This window comes from Steroidobacteraceae bacterium (assembly GCA_041395505.1).
Lineage (GTDB): Bacteria > Pseudomonadota > Gammaproteobacteria > Steroidobacterales > Steroidobacteraceae > JAWLAG01.
Genome location: JAWLAG010000001.1, coordinates 2293277 through 2309942, shown reverse-complemented (window position 1 = coordinate 2309942; position 16666 = coordinate 2293277). Strand labels below are relative to the sequence as shown.

Here is a 16666-nt window from a genome sequence, read left to right as displayed (position 1 = left end):
CATTGAGCATATCCAGACGAATAGCCGTTCTTGGTGGTACGGGCGCCGAAGGCGGCGGGCTGGCATTGCGCTGGGCGCATGCCGGGCACGATGTGATCATCGGTTCGCGCGAGGCTGGGCGCGCTGTCGAAGCGGCGGCACGCTTGTCTACGGCGGCGACCCGACAATTGCGGGGTCTGGGCAATGCCGACGCGGCAGCAGCGGCCGAGATCATCGTGCTTGCCGTGCCGTTCGCGGCGCAACGCCCAACGGCACTTGCGTTACGCAGCGAGCTCGCCGGCAAGATTTTGGTGGACGTGACGGTACCGCTCGTGCCGCCGAAGGTCTCGCGCGTCCAGTTGCCGCAGGGCGGTTCGGCCGTGAACGCGCTGCAGGCCGAACTCGGCAGTGAGGTCCGTGTGGTGTCGGCATTCCAGAACGTGTCGGCTCATCAGCTCGGCGAGCTCCAGCACGAAGTCGAATGCGATGTGCTCGTGTGCGGCGACGATCCCCAGGCGCGTCAAGTCGCGATCGACCTGGCCGCGGATGCCGGCATGCGCGGATTGCACGCCGGGCCGCTTGCGAATTCCGCGGCGGCAGAGGCGCTGACTTCTGTGCTGATCGCGCTCAATCGGCATTACAAAGTGCCGGCGACGGGAATCCGCATCACCGGTCTGCCGGGCGCGTCGGGCCGGGAGGTCAGTTGAGTGGTAGTTCGGTCGTGTACTTGACCGGGGTCAGGGCAATCGACGAAACGACCGACTGCACGTAGGGGAGCTTCGATAGCTGGTCGAGGAAGAAGGCTTCGAAGCTCTTGATATCACGCGCCACGATGCGCAATAGAAAATCCCATTCTCCGAGCAGCGTGTAGCACTCGAGCACCTCGGGCAGGGTGCGTACGGCAGTGTCGAATTTCCTGATGGCATCGCGGCCCTGCGTCGAGAGCTTGATGTGGCAGAAGATCAGCACATTGAGTCCGACCGAGGGCGGGTCGAGCAGCGCAACGCGGCGACGTATGACGCCGGATTTCTCAAGCTGACCGATCCGCCGCCAGCAGGTCGCGCTCGACAATCCCAGTCGACCGGCAATCTCGCTCGCCGAGAGCGCAGCGTCGCGTTGCAGGACATCGAGAATCTGTTTATCCGTCGAGTCGAGTTTCATGAAATGAATATATCACTCAAGTAACGAAAAGGATCTTAGAATTGCAACTATTGAGATTTATTGCTCACAATTGTGAAGAATTTGCACGAATATCGAGCCATACTTCCGTCCCATGCTGCCTTTCGATCACCCTGATGCTGCCGATCACGAGGCCGTGCATTTCCTGCGCGACGCGGCGAGCGGCCTCGAAGCCATCATCGCGATCCACAGCACGGCCCTCGGTCCTGCAGCGGGCGGTTGCCGCCTTTGGCGCTATCCCAATCGTGACGACGCCCTGGGCGATGCCCTGCGACTCGCGGAGGGCATGAGTTACAAGAACGCGCTGGCCGGACTGCCGCTGGGCGGTGGCAAGGCGGTCATACTCGCGCCGGCCTCGATCGGCGATCGCAGCGCATTGTTCGCGGCATTCGGTCGCGCCGTGAATGCACTCGGCGGGCGCTACATCACCGCCGAGGACGTTGGCACGCGTGTCGATGACATGAAGGCAGTCGCGCGCAGCACGGCCTATGTCAGTGGTATCGGCGCCGACGGCCGGTCTGTCGGTGGCGACCCGTCGCCACACACGGCCCGCGGTGTGTTCCTGGCGATGCGCGAGGCCTGGCGCTGGTTGGGTGGGAGCGAATCACTCGAGGGCGTTCGTGTTGCTGTTCAGGGTCTCGGTGGCGTAGGTCGGCATCTTGGCCAGCTATTGCATGAGGCCGGTGCGCAATTGACGGTGAGCGACATCGATCCAGTTCGCGCACAGTACGCGCGCAGCCAATTCGGGGCGACGGTCATCGAGCCACAGGCAATCCTTGCGAGCGACGTCGACATCGTCGCGCCCTGTGCGCTCGGTGGCATCATCGACGCCGCAGCCATCGCACGAATGCGCTGCGTCCTGGTTTGCGGCGCCGCGAACAACCAGCTTGCCACACTTGCCGATGCTGACGCGCTGGTCGATCGCGGCATCCTTTTTGCGCCGGATTTCGTGGTCAACTCGGGCGGTATCATGAGTGTGGCCGCGGAATATCTGCGAGCGAGCGATGCCGATGAGCTGCAACGACAGATCGAATCCATTCCACTGACATTGCGCAGGGTGCTGCAGGCGGCGCAAGATAACCGGCAATCGACGGTCGCGGCAGCACGCGACATGGCTCAGCACCTGCTCGCCGCCGCCGCGCCCAAGGCAACGCAGGTGGCCTGAACAACCGATGGTATGACCATGCCCAGAAAACCCCGTATTCATGTTCCTCATCCGCCGGCTCGTCCGGGCGATCGACCGGATTTCAGTTACCTGGAGTTGTCACCGGCTGGCGCTGCCGCGCGTCCGGAACCGCAGGCGCGGGTATCGGACATCGAAAGCCTCGCGACCAGTCTGATAGGCGTTCTCGACGATGACGGTCGCGCGCAGGGTCCCTGGGATCCGCACCTGGAAGCAAGCGACCTGCAGATCGGATTGCGGCACATGTTGCTGACGCGCCTGTTCGATGAACGCATGCAGAAGGCGCAACGGCAGGGAAAGATCTCATTTTACGTCAAGAGCACGGGCGAGGAAGCCGTGTCGGTGGCAGCCGCCATGGCATTGCAACCGGCAGACATGCTGTTTCCCTACTACCGCAATCAGGGCCTGCAGGTGGCCCGCGGTCAGTCGCTGGTCACCCTGATGTGCCAGCTGCTGTCGAATGCGCATGACATGTGCAAGGGACGCCAACTACCCACCATGTACCACTCGCGCGAACACAACCTGTTTTCGATCTCGGGAAACCTCACCACCCAGTATCCACAGGCAGTCGGCTGGGCCATGGCGGCCGCGATCAAGGGCGAGGACCATATCGCCGCGACCTGGACGGGCGAGGGTTCCACCGCCGAGGCCGATTTTCATCACGCGCTCACTTTCGCGGCGGTGTACCAGGCGCCGGTCATTCTCAACGTGGTCAACAATCAATGGGCCATTTCGACCTTTCAGGGATTCGCGGGTGGCGAGCGGCGCAGTTTCGCAGCGCGCGGCCTTGGCTACGGCATTGCCTCGCTGCGCGTCGACGGCAATGATTTTCTGGCGGTCCATGCGGCGACCCAATGGGCGGCCGAGCGGGCGCGCCGCGGTCGCGGACCGACCGTGATCGAGCTGGTGACCTATCGCGCCGGTCCGCACTCGACCAGCGACGACCCGTCCCGCTATCGGCCCCGGGATGAGTGGCAGGCCTTCCCCTTGGGCGATCCGATCGAGCGACTGAAAGAGCACCTGCTGCATCTCGGCGAATGGAGCGAAGAGCGGCACGCAGAGCTTGCCAGGGAGTTGGAGCGCGAAGTGGCCGATGCCTGGCGCGAGTCTTTGAAATACGGTTCGCTGGCGGAAGGAGCGCAGTTGGGTCCCGAGCAGATGTTCGAGGATGTCTTCAAGGTGATGCCGGATTACCTGCGCCGCCAGCGCGAGCAGATGCTCAAGGAACGGAGCTGAGATGGCCAGGATGAACATGGTCCAGGCGCTGAATTCGGCGATGGACGTCCTGCTCGATCGTGATCCCGCGGTCGTGATCTTTGGTCAGGATGTCGGCTATTTCGGCGGCGTCTTTCGGGTAACCGACGGGCTGCAGCGCAAGTATGGCGAGCATCGGGTCCTCGATACACCGATCGCGGAGGGCGGAATCGTCGGTGCGGCGATCGGCATGGCGGTCAATGGGCTGCGGCCCATCGCGGAAATACAGTTCGCGGACTACATCTACCCGGCGTTCGACCAGGTGGTCAGCGAGTTGGCGCGCATCCGCTATCGCAGTGCCGGCGAATTCTCCGCACCGGTGACGATCCGTACGCCCTGCGGCGGTGGCATACGCGGTGGCCAGACACATTCGCAAAGTCCCGAAGGCATATTCACCCACGTCTCGGGCATCAAGGTCGTCATGCCATCCAACCCCTACGATGCCAAAGGACTGCTGATTGCGGCCGTGGAAGACGACGACCCGGTCGTATTCTTCGAGCCAAAGCGTATCTACAACGGACCATTCGATGGCGATCCGGACAAGCCGGCCACCGCGTGGAGCACCCAGCCCAAGGGCGAGGTACCGGCGGGCTATTACAAGGTTGCGCTCGGCAAGGCGGATATCGTGCGCCAGGGTAGCGCGGTCACGATCCTGAGCTATGGCACCATGGTGCACGTCGCGCTGGCAGCGGCTGATAAATTCGGCGTCGATGCAGAAGTGATCGATCTTCGCACGCTGACGCCGCTCGATGTCGATACGATCGCCGCCTCGGTACATCGTACCGGCCGGTGTGTGATCGTGCACGAAGCAACCCGCTTTGGTGGATTTGGCGCCGAATTGTCCGCGACGATTCAGGAAGAGTGCTTCTGGTCATTGCAGGCGCCCATAGAGCGCGTGACCGGTTGGGATACGCCGTATCCTCACGCCTTCGAGTGGGAGTACTTTCCCGGGCAGGCGAGAATCGGCGCCGCCTTGCGCCGCGTGATGGAGGCGTAAATGACTCGCTACGTATTCAAGCTGCCCGATCTCGGGGAAGGCACGGTGGAGGCGGAGATCGTCGATTGGCGTGTCGCGGTCGGGGATCACGTCGACGAAGATACCGTGCTATGCGAGGTCATGACCGAAAAGGCCTCGGTCGAGGTACCGTCGCCGGTTGCCGGCAAGGTCGTCGCCATCAACGGCGAGCCGGGTACGATGTTGCCCGTCGGTTCCGAGCTGGTCGTATTCGAGACCGATGCCACCGCGCCTGCCGACCATGCTGCGAACCCCGCAACGACCGTTTCCGCAACCGCGGGGCCGCAGACGAGCAAATCGCGCGATCAGGCGGCGAGCCAGGCTGGCGTTCAGCAGGATGCACCTCGTCAGCGGGTGATGACTTCACCCGCCGTGCGGCGCCGGGCCAAGGAGGCGGGTGTCGATCTGGCGGCTGTCGCGGGCAGCGGCCCCGGCGGCCGCATCACTGCGAAGGATTTCGACACCCATCTGGCCGCAGGCACCTCGGCAGGCCCGGGCGTCGCGACACAGGCGGCAACCCGCGCGGCAGTTGAGGAGATCAGGATCATCGGACTGCGCCGCCTCATCGCCGAGCGCATGTCCGAGGCGAAACGCAACATTCCGCATTTTGCCTATGTCGAGGAAGTCGACGTCACCGAACTCGAGAAGCTGCGCGCGCACCTCAACAGGCAGGACCCTGCGAGGGATCCACTCAGTATCCTGCCTTTGATCGTGCTGGGACTCGTGCGTACGCTGGCGCGTTTTCCCCAATGCAACTGCCTGCACGATAGTGCGCGCAATGTGCTGTTGCGTCACAGCGCCGTGCATGTGGGGGTCGCGACCCAGACCGCCGACGGGCTCAAGGTGCCGGTGGTACGCCATGCCGAAAGGCGTCGCTTGCGCGATCTGGCGACGGAGATTCGCCGCGTCGCGGATCTTGCTCGGTCGGGCAGGGCGCGCAAGGAGGACCTCACGGGCTCGACGATCACCGTCACGAGCCTTGGCAAGCTCGGCGGCATCGTCTCGACGCCCGTCATCAACGCCCCGGAAGTGGCCATCATCGGCGTCAATCGCGTGATCGCCCGACCGGTCGTCGTCGATGGCGCAGTGGTAGTGCGCTCGATGATGAACCTGTCGTCAAGTTTCGATCACCGCTTCGTAGATGGCTACGACGCCGCTGCCATGATCGCCGATCTGCGCCAGCGGCTCGAACAGCCGGCGCTGATGTTCGCGCCGGACGGCGAATAAAAACAAGCCTGACTGTTTTTCTCTTTCGCTGCCGGTGCTAATCTGCGCTTCCTGGTCGCGCGGAGGGTTCCATGGCACGCATCACGTTTGTCTCCCGAATGACGGTCAAGAAGGGCCGCGAAGCGGAATTCGTCAGGATCTGCAAGGAACTGGCTGCCATCACGCAAGAGCGTGAGCCGTACATCATCTGGTTCGAGTTCTTCAAGTTGCGCGAACCGCAGCGTTACTGTGTCGTCGAATCGTTCGCAAACGAAGAGGACGAGCACAAGCATATGTCATCGTCCTGGCTTGCCGACTACGGCCCGCGGATTGCGGACTGTGTCGAGGGTACCTGGGTGCGCGAATATCTTGATCCATTCGAGGTCTGAATCATGAAAGCCAAGCGTAAAGCGGCCGCGGCCCGTCGGCGTCCGCGCCGCGCGGCGAACGCATTGCCGCCGGCAAAGCACAAGGCCTTCGCGGGCTATGCCGGCGAGGATCTCGCCAAATTGCGCATCAATGTCACGACCATGGGCGATTTGTTGCTCACGGCCGCCGATCGCTTTCCTGATGCCCTGGCGCTGGTACTGCCTGGCAAGGAGCTCACCTATCGAAAACTCGCGCAGCGTGCGCTGCAGCGGGCACGAAGCCTGGTCGCCATTGGCGTGCAGCCGGGCGATCACGTGGGCATCCTGATGCACACCTGCGTGGATTTCGTGGAATTGTTCTTCGGTATCGCGCTGTGTGGCGCCGTGGTCGTGCCGATCAATGCGCGCTACAAGTCGAACGAGATCAGCTATGTCATCGAGAATGGCGATCTGGTCACCGTGCTGACCACCGACGCCATCGCCGACTCGGTCGATTTCGTGGAACGACTCAACAAATCGTTTCCTGAGCTTGCAGTTGCGCGGCAGAGTTCGACCTTGAGCGTGGCGGCGGCTCCGCGATTGCGTAACCTCGTCATCTTCGGCAAGTCGAAACCGGCAGGCTTCATCACCCAGGGCGAATTCGAATCGGCCGGCAAATCCGTAAAGGAACTCGAAGTGCATCGCCGACGCTTGAGCGTGCGCCTGCGGGACACGGGGTTGATGCTCTACACCTCCGGGACCACCGCCAATCCCAAAGGCTGCCTGATTACGCACGAGGCGATGGTGCGCAACAGCATCGCCCTTGGCCGACATCGCTATCGACTGACACATCGCGACCGGATGTGGTCGCCGCTGCCGATGTTCCATATTGCCTCGGTACTACCGATGCTGGCGATCTTCGACGTCGGTGGTGCCTATCTCACGATGGGCTATTTCGATCCGGCGGTGGCGCTGCGTATGCTCGCGAAGTACCGGGTGACCGCGATGTATCCGTCGTTCGTGACCATCATGCAGGGCCTCATTTACGACAAGACGTTCAAGGACACGAATCTGTCGCGAGTCAGGCTGATGAACAGCAATTTTGCGATGCTCCCACCCGCCGTGCCGCCGGCAATCATGAAAGCGATGCCGCAGGCGCTGCAGGTCGGCAGCTTCGGCATGACCGAAGCTGCAGGGACGGTCTGTACCGGCGCCTGGGACGAACCCCAGTCGCAACGCATAACTCGCCTCGGCAAACCGCTGCCCGGGTTGCGCGTGCGGGTAATCAATCCGGAAAATGGTGAGGATTTGCCGGTCGGCCGACGCGGTGAAGTGCTGGTTCACGGCTATTCGCTGTTCAGCGGCTACTACAAGGATGCCGAGAAGACGGCCCAGGCGCTCGATGCGGACGGCTGGTTTCACACCGGTGACATCGGTTCGCTCGATGCCAACGGCACGATCATGTTCCATGGACGACTGAAGGACATGCTCAAGGTCGGTGGCGAGAATGTCGCAGCAGCCGAAATCGAAGCGCAGTTGCAGAAACATGCGGCCGTACGGCTCGCGCAGGTCGTCGGCCTTCCAGATGACAAATACGTCGAGATACCGGCGGCGTTCGTCGAACTCGAACCGGGCATGTCGGCCAGCGAATCGGATCTGATCCAGTTCTGTCGCAATGAAATCGCCAGTTTCAAAGTGCCGCGGCATGTTCGCTTCGTGACCGAGTGGCCGATGTCGAGCAGCAAGATCCAGAAGTTCCGCTTGCGCTCGGCGCTTATCGAGGAACTAGGCCTTACGTGAGCGATAACAAGGCTGTACCTGGCTCGGCGCAGGCTCTGCGACCCGTGCAGTTCGCCTATCACGTTGCGGACCCGGAGAGTGCGGCGCATGAGTTTTCACGCCGCTACGGCTGGGGGCCCTTCTTCCTGCTCTCGCATATTCCGTTGCGCTACGCGAAGTATCGCGGTCTGCCGGCGGTTTTTGACCACAGCTCGGCCTACGGGCAGGCGGGCGAACTCATGGTCGAACTCATCTGCCAGCATAATGACGGGCCGTCGGCGCTCAGGGATCTGTACGCGCCCGATGACAGTGGCCTGCATCACGTCGCCGTCTTCGTCCCAAGCGTCGCCGATGTCATGGCCGACTATGGCGCGCGCGGAATTGCGGCGGCGTTGCATGCCGAAACCGCCACCGGCGTTGAATTTGCAATGCTCGATACCAGTGCGGAGCTTGGGCACATGCTGGAAATCTATGAACCGGGCAGGGATCTCACGCGCTTTTACGCCTACGTGCGCCGCGCGGCCGAGAACTGGAACGGCGAGCAGCCGCTGCGGCGGTTGGGGTAGGGACTCAACGCGAAGGGGATGGATCGATGTCACGTCTACAAGGCAAGTGCGCTGTGGTTCTGGGTGCGGCCAGTCGCGACAACATGGGCCAGGTGATGGCGAGGCGATTCGCTGCGGAGGGCGCCAAAGTGGTGGTGTCCGGTCGCAAGGCGCAAGAGCTCGAGTCCATCGCTGGCCAGATAGGTGCTGTGCCATTCGAGTGCGATATTACCCGGAAGCCCCAGGTCGAAGCCTTGTTCGATGAGGCCGCGGCACGCTTCGGCAAGGTCGATATCGCTGTCAATTGCACGGGCTGGGGACTGCTGCGCAAGCTCCTCGATACCAACGAAGATGAAATGGACCGTCTTTCCGCACTGCAATTCAAGGGCCCATTTTTCTTCCTGCAGGCGGCTTCGGCACAAATGGCGCGAAGCAAGGGCGGATCGATCATCATGGTCTCATCGGCCTCGGTGCACGCGCTTCTTTTCAATCACGCGGCCTATATTGCGACCAAGTCAGCAGGTGAAGCCCTGGTGCGCTGCTTTGCCAACGAATTCGGGGGCAAGGGCATTCGCGTCAACAGCATTGCGCCGGGCCTGACCGCGACTCCGATGACCGAGAACGAAGTGCGCATGCCTGGTCTCGAGCAGGCGTTTCTGAATGAGTACCCGCTCGGCAGGATCGGCACGACAAAGGATGTTGCGGATGCCGCGCTGTGGCTTGCCGGTGATGAGTGTTTCATGACCGGTCAGACCTTGCAGATCAATGGCGGACTTACTTTGCGGCGCAACCCGCTTCCCTGGGAGATCAATGCCAGCATGCGGCGCGCGGCCGGTGGCAGCTAGGGCAGCTACGGCTCAGCGGCGCGTGGCGATGGCGACAGGCCGCTCGAGGTCGATACCCGCAAGTTCGTAGCCGCGCCGGAAGTCGCGGATGTGTTTCGCCATCCATTCGCGTGCCTGATCGGAGTTGCGTGCCTCAACAGCCGTCGCAATTCTCTCCTGTGCGGCTGCGATGCGTTCGCGCGCCTGGCTGACCTTGTTGATCATGATGGCGAGCGATGGCTGCAATAGCCTAACCAGCGGCTCCTGTGCCAGCTCCAGCACCGGGTTGGCAGCCGCGCTCGCCAACGCCCGGAAGTACTCGCTCACACGTTCCGCGGCGGCGCCCGCCGCGCGGTTGCTGCCGCGAAATTCTGCAGCGGCTGCCTGCAGCCGCAGCAAATCCGCTTCGCTGCGTCGTTCGGCGGCTCGTTCTGCGATGGCGGGTTCGACGATGGTGAGACCTTCCCAGACATCGAAGGCACTCGCATCGTGAAGGTGCAGGGCACGGCTCACGTCCTCGCCGACTTTCCTCGGCGCGGGCCGCGTGACAGTCATCAGTTTCGAACCGCGCTCGCGGCCAAGTACACCGCTCGACTGCAATTCGCGTAGTGCCTCGCGTACGGTCGATCGGTTGACGCCAAATTGCCGAGCCAGTTCGTTCTCGGACGGCAGGCGGTCGCCTGTCTTCAGGCTACGGTCGGTGATGCGCTCGAGCAGAGCGGTCGCGACCTGCCGATAGGCAGGCTCGATTCGCAATTGCTCGAATGCGATCGCCATGCTCAGGTAGCCAGCAGCTCGCGGCCGATCAACATGCGCCGGATTTCCTGGGTGCCGGCGCCAATCTCATAGAGCTTTGCATCGCGCAGTAGCCGGCCGGCCGGGTAGTCGTTGATATAGCCATTGCCGCCAAGCGCCTGGATGGCCTCGAGCGCGCATCGGGTCGCCTGCTCGGAGGCGAACAAGATGGCGGCCGCCGCATCGCGGCGCGAGCTGTGCCCGGCATCGCAGGCACGTCCGACTGCATACACATAGGCACGCGCGGCATTGAGTGCCGCATACATATCGGCGACTTTTGCCTGCATCAGCTGGAAGCTGCCGATGGGTCGACCGAATTGCTTGCGCTGCTGTACGTAGGGCAGCACGAGGTCGAGCGCCGCAGCCATGAGTCCTAGCGGTCCGCCTGCAAGCACGGCGCGCTCGTAGTCGAGCCCCGACATGAGTACGCGTACGCCGCCGTCGGGCTCGCCGAGCAGATTCTCCGCTGGCACCCGGCAGTCATCGAACACCAGCTCGGACGTGCTGGAGCCGCGCATGCCGAGCTTGTCGAGTTTTTGAGCCGCCCTGAAGCCGGCAAACCCGCGTTCGACGATGAATGCGCTGATGCCCTTTGTGCCAGCCTCCGGCCGGGTTTTTGCGTACACGACAACGATGTCGGCATCCGGACCGTTGGTGATCCACATCTTGCGACCGTTCAGCAGGTAGTGATCACCGCGCCTCTCGGCACGCAACTGCATCGAGACCACGTCGGAACCCGCGCCAGGCTCAGACATTGCGAGCGCTCCGACGTGTTCGCCGCTTACCAGGCGCGGCAGATAACGATCGCGCTGGGCATCGCTGCCGTTGAGGCGCAGCTGGTTCACGCACAGGTTGGAGTGCGCGCCATAGGAGAGTCCAACCGAACCCGAGGCGCGCGAGATTTCTTCCATGGCGACGATGTGCGCCAGGTAGCCAAGGTCCGCGCCGCCCCATCGCTCGGGAACGGTCAGGCCGAGCAGGCCCTGGGCGCCGAGCTGCGGCCATAGTTGTCGCGGAAACTCGTTGCTGCGGTCGATCTCCGCGGCGGCCGGCTCGATCGCATCCCGCGCGAAACGCCGTACCTGGTGGCGCACCTCGTCCAGGGTGTCGCCCAGCAGGAAATCAAAATCACAGGTGTCCAGGGCTGACATGGCGCTTGTCCGGTAAAGTCGGATAGTGCTATTGTCGGACAATTAGTGGCCGGCCGCAAGTCGTCTCTGGAGCCAAGGTTATGTCATCTCTGCACTCCCGCCTGGATACGAGCGCTGTGGACTTCGCTGAAAATCGACAGGCCATGCGGGCGCTGGTCGATGATCTGCGCGCCAAGGTCTCGATGCTGCGCCTGGGTGGCAGCGCAAGCGCGCGCGAACGCCATGTCGCTCGAGGCAAGATGCTGCCGCGCGATCGCGTCGAATCGCTCCTGGATCCCGGTTCCGGCTTTCTCGAGCTTTCTCAGCTTGCTGCCTATGGCATGTACGACGATGAATCTCCCGGCGCCGGCCTGATCACCGGAATCGGCAGCGTCAGCGGCCGGCTCTGCATGGTCGTCTGCAATGACGCAACGGTGAAGGGCGGAACGTATTATCCATTGACCGTGAAAAAGCATCTGCGCGCGCAACAGATCGCGCGTGAGAATCGCCTGCCGTGCATCTACCTGGTTGACTCGGGCGGTGCGCATCTGCCGAGTCAGGACGAAGTGTTTCCGGACCGGGAGCATTTCGGCCGTATTTTCTTCAATCAGGCAACCTTGTCCGCGCAGGGTATCGCGCAGATTGCAGTGGTCATGGGCAGTTGCACGGCGGGAGGCGCCTATGTTCCGGCGATGAGCGACGAATCCATCATCGTGCGTGGGCAGGGGACGATCTTTCTCGGTGGTCCACCACTGGTGAAGGCAGCCACCGGAGAGGTGGTTACCGCCGAGGACCTTGGCGGTGGCGACGTGCATACGCGGCTATCGGGTGTAGCCGATCATCTTGCCGAAAACGACGCTCATGCGTTGTCGTTGGCGCGAAGTATCGTGGGTCAGGTGCCGGGACCACGCGCACAGTGGCGGGCGCCGCGCGAGCCACGACCGCCGCGCTACCCGGCCGGGGACCTCTATGGCATCGTGCCGAACGACACCCGCCATCCGTATGATGTGCGCGAGATCATCGCGAGGTTGGTCGATGACAGCGAATTCGACGAATTCAAGGCGCGCTTCGGAACGACGCTGGTAACGGGATTTGCTCATCTACACGGCTTTCCCGTCGGCATCATCGCCAACAATGGGATCCTCTTCTCCGAATCGGCGCAGAAAGGCGCGCACTTCATTGAACTGTGTTGCCAGCGCCAGGTGCCGTTGCTGTTTCTGCAGAACATCACGGGATTCATGGTGGGGCGCAAGTACGAAAACGAAGGCATTGCCCGTCACGGCGCCAAACTGGTGACGGCAGTGGCCTGCGCCGGCGTGCCGAAGTTCACGGTCGTGATCGGTGGCAGCTTCGGGGCTGGCAACTACGGCATGTGTGGTCGCGCCTATGAGCCTCGCTTCCTGTGGATGTGGCCCAATGCCCGTATCAGTGTCATGGGTGGCGAGCAGGCAGCAACGGTGCTCGCGACCATCCGGCGGGACGCACTCGAGGCTCGCGGCGAGAAATGGAGCGACGCAGCAGAGGGCGCTTTCATGGCGCCCATACGTGAGCAATATGAGCGGCAGGGCCATCCGTACTATGCATCGGCGCGTCTTTGGGACGATGGCGTGATCGATCCGCTCGATACCCGGCAGTGTCTTGCCTTGGCGCTGCAGCTTGCGGCCCAAAGTGGTTCCGGTACGACGCGCTTCGGCGTGTTTCGAATGTAGCCCGGGCGTGGAGAGTAGACGTGTTTGACAAGATACTCATTGCGAATCGCGGCGAAATCGCCTGTCGCATCGCGCGTACTGCGAGGCGCCTCGGCATACGTACGGTCGCGGTCTACTCCGAAGCGGATCGCAATGCGCTGCACGTCGAGACCTGTGACGAGGCCGTCTGTATTGGCCCAGCCGAGGCGCGTCGCAGTTACCTCGACATCGGGCGCATTCTTCGTGCCAGCACCGCTACCGGTGCCGAGGCCGTGCATCCCGGCTACGGCTTCCTGTCCGAGAACGCGGATTTCGCGGCTGCCTGCGCCGATACCGGTATTCGGTTCATCGGACCGCCGGTGGCTGCAATCCGGGCGATGGGCTCGAAAGCCGCGGCAAAATCGCTGATGGCGCAAGCCGGCGTACCTGTTACCCCCGGTTACCACGGTGCGGACCAGGACGACGCCGTGCTTGCCGAAAATGCAGCGCGTATCGGTTATCCATTGCTTATCAAGGCAAGCGCCGGGGGCGGCGGCAAGGGCATGCGCGCGGTCCGCGCTGCGGCGGAATTCGCGGACGCGTTGGCGGCCTGTCGGCGCGAAGCGAAAAGCAGCTTCGGAAGCGATGAGGTACTCATCGAGAAGCTGATCGAGAATCCGCGCCATGTCGAGGTACAGGTGTTCGCTGACCAGCACGGGCACTGCCTGCATCTGTTCGAGCGCGATTGCTCCATGCAACGCCGCCACCAGAAGGTAATCGAAGAGGCGCCGGCACCGGGACTCCACAGCAGCTTGCGCGCGGCACTCGGCGCAGCGGCGGTCAAGGCGGCCGAGGCGGTTGGCTACGTCGGCGCCGGTACAGTCGAATTTCTGCTGGGCGAGGGCGGCGAGTTCTATTTCATGGAGATGAATACACGTCTGCAGGTCGAGCATCCAGTCACGGAAATGATCACCGGCCTCGATCTCGTCGAGTGGCAACTGCGGGTTGCCGCGGGCGAGTCGCTGCCGCTCGACCAGGGAGGGATACGCCAGGATGGTCACGCCATTGAAGCGCGAATCTATGCAGAGGATCCAGCGCGCGGCTTCCTGCCCGCCAGCGGACAGCTGGCGCATGTGCGATGGCCGGAGCGATCGGCGACTCTGCGCGTCGATGCGGGGTTTCGTGAAGGCGATATCGTGACCCCATGGTATGACAGCATGCTGGCCAAGGTCGTCGCCCACGGTGCCGATCGGGACAGTGCCCGGCGAGCGCTGCTGCAGGCGCTCGAGCGTACCCAGATCAGCGGAATCGCCAACAACGTCGCGTTCCTGCGCGGATTGCTCGGGGACGAACGCTTCATCGCCGCGCGATTAAGCACGACTTTGATCGATGCAGACAGCGCTGTCGCCCGATCCACTGCTGCAGCGGTGCCGGGTCGGATTCTCGCGCTCGCAGCACTTGCCTGCGCGGCGTTGGAGCGGGACTCGCGGAACGCCGCGCACTCGAGTCCGTGGTGGTCGAGCGGCAGCTGGCGACTCAATGCGGATACGGTGCAAAGCATCGGCCTCCGCCACGGCGGCGAGGATATCCGCGCCAATGTCATCGGCGCCGCGCCACCCATGCAGGTCGTTCTGGCCGACAAAATTTTCAACCTGGCCTGGTTCAACTACCAGGATCGGCGCTTGCGAGCAGAGATCGACGGTAGCATGAGCGTTGCAACCGTCATAATGAGCGCCAAGGAGTGCCACCTGTTGACCGATGACGGTGATGAGTGGCGAATTGAGCGCATCGCTCGACTGCAGCATGACAGCAGCCTGCGGCAGGGCGATGGCGATCTGCGCGCACCGATGCCGGGTCGCGTGATTCGCATCAATGTCGCAGCGAATCAGCAGGTCGCCAAAGGGGCATCGCTGATGGTGATCGAAGCGATGAAAATGGAGCACACGGTAGCGGCACCTCATGCAGGGCGCATCCAGGCGATTCGTGCGAAGGTTGGCGATCAGGTGCCCGAGGGCGCGGAACTGGTCGATCTCGTGCCAGTTGCGGACGCCGACGGCGCCGCGAAGAACTGAAACGCTGGCGCAGCATAATTCTGCGGCAGGTATTGGGTTGGTATGGCGCTGGCATTGCCATCGCGTATGGCAGAGTAATGCGGCGACATGATTTCGATGCCCGCCTCGTTACAGCAGTCCTGGATATGGGCGTGAAGCTCCGAGTAGATCTGCGCCATTCGTGCTGGCTCACGCGTATAGGCGTTCAGCTCGTAGCTGACATAGAAATCGTTCAGAGCAGTTTGAAGCACGTACGGGGCAGGGTCATCGAGCAGTGATTCGACGCGGCGGGCCGCGTCGAGCAGTGCCGCATGCACCTTGCGCCAGTCGACGTCGTAACCGATGGTGACGGTCGTGTGCAGGATCAATCCTTCCGCCGCGGCCGTTGCGGAGAAGTTGACGATGTGGTTGGCGAGCACGAGCGCATTCGGCACCGTGATCTCGACATTCTTGATCGTTCGCACGCGAACGACGAACAAGTCCTTTGCAACGACGTCACCGATGGTGTCGGCAATTTTCACCCGGTCACCCACCTGGAACGGGCGCATGTAGGTCACCACCAGTCCCGCAATGACATTGGCGACAGCGGATGCAGCGCCGAGCGAGAGCAGGACACCGACAAAGACGGACACCGAACGGAAGCCTTCCGATCCGGCGCCAGGCAGGTAAGGGAAGATCATGACTGCACCGATTGCGAGCAGTGCGAACCGGACGATGGAATAGGTCGGTTGCGCCCACTCAGGATAGAAACTGGCGAAGCGAATACGCCCGGTTGCGACACGGATGAATGCGGCGCGGACAATCTTGAGGAGATAGCGCACGACGACGACGATCAGCGCGATCACGAAAATATTCGGCACGTAGGCAAAGATGGCATCGCCAACCGTGCGCAAGGCGCTGATCGCCGCCGCACCCAGGCGAAGACCGGCTGCGCGAGTCCAGGGAAACCGCGACAGGCAGAATTCGACATACACAAAGATGGCGGCCACGATCGCAATGAACAATGCACTGCGAGTGGCAGCGACGACGATATCTTCCAGGACGTTGGTTGCAAGACCGCGGTCCTTGCGCGCGCGGCCGATCATGCGCTCGAGCCAGCCGCGAATTGCGGAACGCACGCCGTTGTAGCCGCGCCCCAGGAGCCACAGCAGGAGAGCCAATACGACGCTCGCCGTGAGTGCCTGTATGGCGGCGATCAGGAGTCCGCGGGCGCTGCGTTCGCGCATCTCGGTTGCGATCGCTCCCTGCAGCACGGTACGGTAGTCGGCAGCCAGCTGCGCCCTCGTGCGCCCAAGCGGCGCGGCGTCGCTCGTCGTAACACTGGCGATCAACTGCTCGCCGGCATAAATGTCGGAGCTGTCCTCGCGCTCCACGATACGCAATGGCGCCGACGGGTCGGCGCCTGCCAGAGCCCGTACCAGGCGGGTCTGGACGGCTTCGGCGCGGGCGCGGGCGTCGAGCTCACCGATACCCGAGCGCAATTCAAACAGAACGTTGCCGCGAAAACTGACGGGCGCGGGACTGTCGCCAGGCGCCGAGTTGTCGCTTGGCGAAGGCGTCAATTGTGCAACATCGTCCGCACGCGCGGTACCGGCGAGGAGCGCGAGCAGGCATACTGCGCGCAGGCTGTTGCGCATGGCTGACATGCGTCGATGATCCCACGTGCCGCCACCACTGTTCAATGATGCTGACATGCGCTACCTTCCTTGCGG

At 62.8% G+C, this 16666-nt stretch carries 15 protein-coding genes; 11 read left to right on the top strand and 4 right to left on the bottom strand.

Annotated features, from left to right (window positions below; genetic code table 11):
- The first annotated feature begins 2 nt into the window (after positions 1-2).
- The gene (npdG, locus tag R3E77_10795; GenBank protein ID MEZ5499899.1) at positions 3-686 is read left to right on the top strand and encodes an NADPH-dependent F420 reductase; all 684 of its coding nucleotides are present in this window, start codon (positions 3-5) and stop codon (positions 684-686) included.
- Here npdG and R3E77_10790 read toward each other — a convergent pair.
- Positions 679-1140 (bottom strand): Lrp/AsnC family transcriptional regulator, encoded by a 462-nt coding sequence (locus tag R3E77_10790; protein MEZ5499898.1) that lies wholly within the window; start codon positions 1138-1140, stop codon positions 679-681. The two genes, npdG and R3E77_10790, sit on opposite strands and share 8 nt — an antisense overlap.
- A 112-nt stretch (positions 1141-1252) precedes the next feature.
- Here R3E77_10790 and R3E77_10785 point away from each other — a divergent pair, with 112 nt between their 5' ends.
- The 8 genes from R3E77_10785 (at position 1253) to R3E77_10750 (ending at position 9332) form a co-directional block, all read left to right on the top strand.
- On the top strand, positions 1253-2323 hold the full coding sequence (locus R3E77_10785; protein MEZ5499897.1) for a Glu/Leu/Phe/Val dehydrogenase dimerization domain-containing protein: 1071 nt from the start codon (positions 1253-1255) through the stop codon (positions 2321-2323).
- A gap of 18 nt (positions 2324-2341) precedes the next feature.
- Positions 2342-3577 carry a thiamine pyrophosphate-dependent enzyme gene (locus R3E77_10780; protein ID MEZ5499896.1) on the top strand — a complete coding sequence of 412 codons (1236 nt, stop codon included), beginning with the start codon at positions 2342-2344 and terminating at the stop codon, positions 3575-3577.
- A 1-nt stretch (position 3578) separates the two neighbouring features.
- Positions 3579-4592: an alpha-ketoacid dehydrogenase subunit beta gene (locus R3E77_10775; protein ID MEZ5499895.1), complete on the top strand. Its 1014-nt coding sequence runs from the start codon at positions 3579-3581 to the stop codon at positions 4590-4592.
- Entirely contained in the window at positions 4593-5837 is a 1245-nt protein-coding gene (locus R3E77_10770; protein MEZ5499894.1) for a dihydrolipoamide acetyltransferase family protein, read from the top strand. It begins immediately after the preceding gene.
- Positions 5838-5908: 71 nt separating this feature from the next.
- Positions 5909-6205, top strand: a complete 297-nt coding sequence (locus tag R3E77_10765) for an antibiotic biosynthesis monooxygenase (GenBank protein ID MEZ5499893.1) — start codon at positions 5909-5911, stop codon at positions 6203-6205.
- Positions 6206-6208: 3 nt separating this feature from the next.
- Entirely contained in the window at positions 6209-7963 is a 1755-nt protein-coding gene (locus tag R3E77_10760; protein ID MEZ5499892.1) for an AMP-binding protein, read from the top strand.
- Complete coding sequence (locus R3E77_10755; protein MEZ5499891.1) at positions 7960-8508, top strand: VOC family protein; 549 nt, start codon at positions 7960-7962, stop codon at positions 8506-8508. The genes R3E77_10760 and R3E77_10755 overlap by 4 nt, the downstream gene beginning before the upstream one ends.
- Positions 8509-8534: 26 nt before the next feature.
- Positions 8535-9332, top strand: coding sequence for an SDR family oxidoreductase (locus R3E77_10750; GenBank protein MEZ5499890.1), 798 nt, complete (start codon positions 8535-8537; stop codon positions 9330-9332).
- A gap of 12 nt (positions 9333-9344) precedes the next feature.
- Here R3E77_10750 and R3E77_10745 read toward each other — a convergent pair whose 3' ends face one another.
- Entirely contained in the window at positions 9345-10088 is a 744-nt protein-coding gene (locus tag R3E77_10745) for a GntR family transcriptional regulator (protein MEZ5499889.1), read from the bottom strand.
- 2 nt (positions 10089-10090) lie between these two features.
- Positions 10091-11257, bottom strand: a complete 1167-nt coding sequence (locus tag R3E77_10740; protein MEZ5499888.1) for an isovaleryl-CoA dehydrogenase — start codon at positions 11255-11257, stop codon at positions 10091-10093.
- 80 nt (positions 11258-11337) lie between these two features.
- On the opposite strand from R3E77_10740, the gene R3E77_10735 reads away from it, so the two are divergent.
- Positions 11338-12945 carry a carboxyl transferase domain-containing protein gene (locus R3E77_10735; GenBank protein ID MEZ5499887.1) on the top strand — a complete coding sequence of 536 codons (1608 nt, stop codon included), beginning with the start codon at positions 11338-11340 and terminating at the stop codon, positions 12943-12945.
- 20 nt (positions 12946-12965) lie between these two features.
- On the top strand, positions 12966-14975 hold the full coding sequence (locus R3E77_10730; GenBank protein MEZ5499886.1) for an acetyl-CoA carboxylase biotin carboxylase subunit: 2010 nt from the start codon (positions 12966-12968) through the stop codon (positions 14973-14975).
- On the opposite strand, the gene R3E77_10725 is transcribed toward R3E77_10730, so the two are convergent.
- Positions 14903-16648 (bottom strand): mechanosensitive ion channel family protein, encoded by a 1746-nt coding sequence (locus tag R3E77_10725; protein MEZ5499885.1) that lies wholly within the window; start codon positions 16646-16648, stop codon positions 14903-14905. The genes R3E77_10730 and R3E77_10725 overlap by 73 nt on opposite strands.
- Positions 16649-16666: the final 18 nt, after the last annotated feature.

Coding starts and splice junctions, on each gene's coding strand:
- R3E77_10745 (MEZ5499889.1), bottom strand. CDS start 10,088: ATGGCGATCGCATTCGAGCAATTGCGAATCGAGCCTGCCTATCGGCAG.
- R3E77_10760 (MEZ5499892.1), top strand. CDS start 6,209: ATGAAAGCCAAGCGTAAAGCGGCCGCGGCCCGTCGGCGTCCGCGCCGC.
- R3E77_10725 (MEZ5499885.1), bottom strand. CDS start 16,648: ATGTCAGCATCATTGAACAGTGGTGGCGGCACGTGGGATCATCGACGC.
- R3E77_10765 (MEZ5499893.1), top strand. CDS start 5,909: ATGGCACGCATCACGTTTGTCTCCCGAATGACGGTCAAGAAGGGCCGC.
- R3E77_10740 (MEZ5499888.1), bottom strand. CDS start 11,257: ATGTCAGCCCTGGACACCTGTGATTTTGATTTCCTGCTGGGCGACACC.
- R3E77_10770 (MEZ5499894.1), top strand. CDS start 4,593: ATGACTCGCTACGTATTCAAGCTGCCCGATCTCGGGGAAGGCACGGTG.
- R3E77_10780 (MEZ5499896.1), top strand. CDS start 2,342: ATGCCCAGAAAACCCCGTATTCATGTTCCTCATCCGCCGGCTCGTCCG.
- R3E77_10735 (MEZ5499887.1), top strand. CDS start 11,338: ATGTCATCTCTGCACTCCCGCCTGGATACGAGCGCTGTGGACTTCGCT.
- R3E77_10775 (MEZ5499895.1), top strand. CDS start 3,579: ATGGCCAGGATGAACATGGTCCAGGCGCTGAATTCGGCGATGGACGTC.
- R3E77_10790 (MEZ5499898.1), bottom strand. CDS start 1,140: ATGAAACTCGACTCGACGGATAAACAGATTCTCGATGTCCTGCAACGC.
- R3E77_10750 (MEZ5499890.1), top strand. CDS start 8,535: ATGTCACGTCTACAAGGCAAGTGCGCTGTGGTTCTGGGTGCGGCCAGT.
- R3E77_10785 (MEZ5499897.1), top strand. CDS start 1,253: ATGCTGCCTTTCGATCACCCTGATGCTGCCGATCACGAGGCCGTGCAT.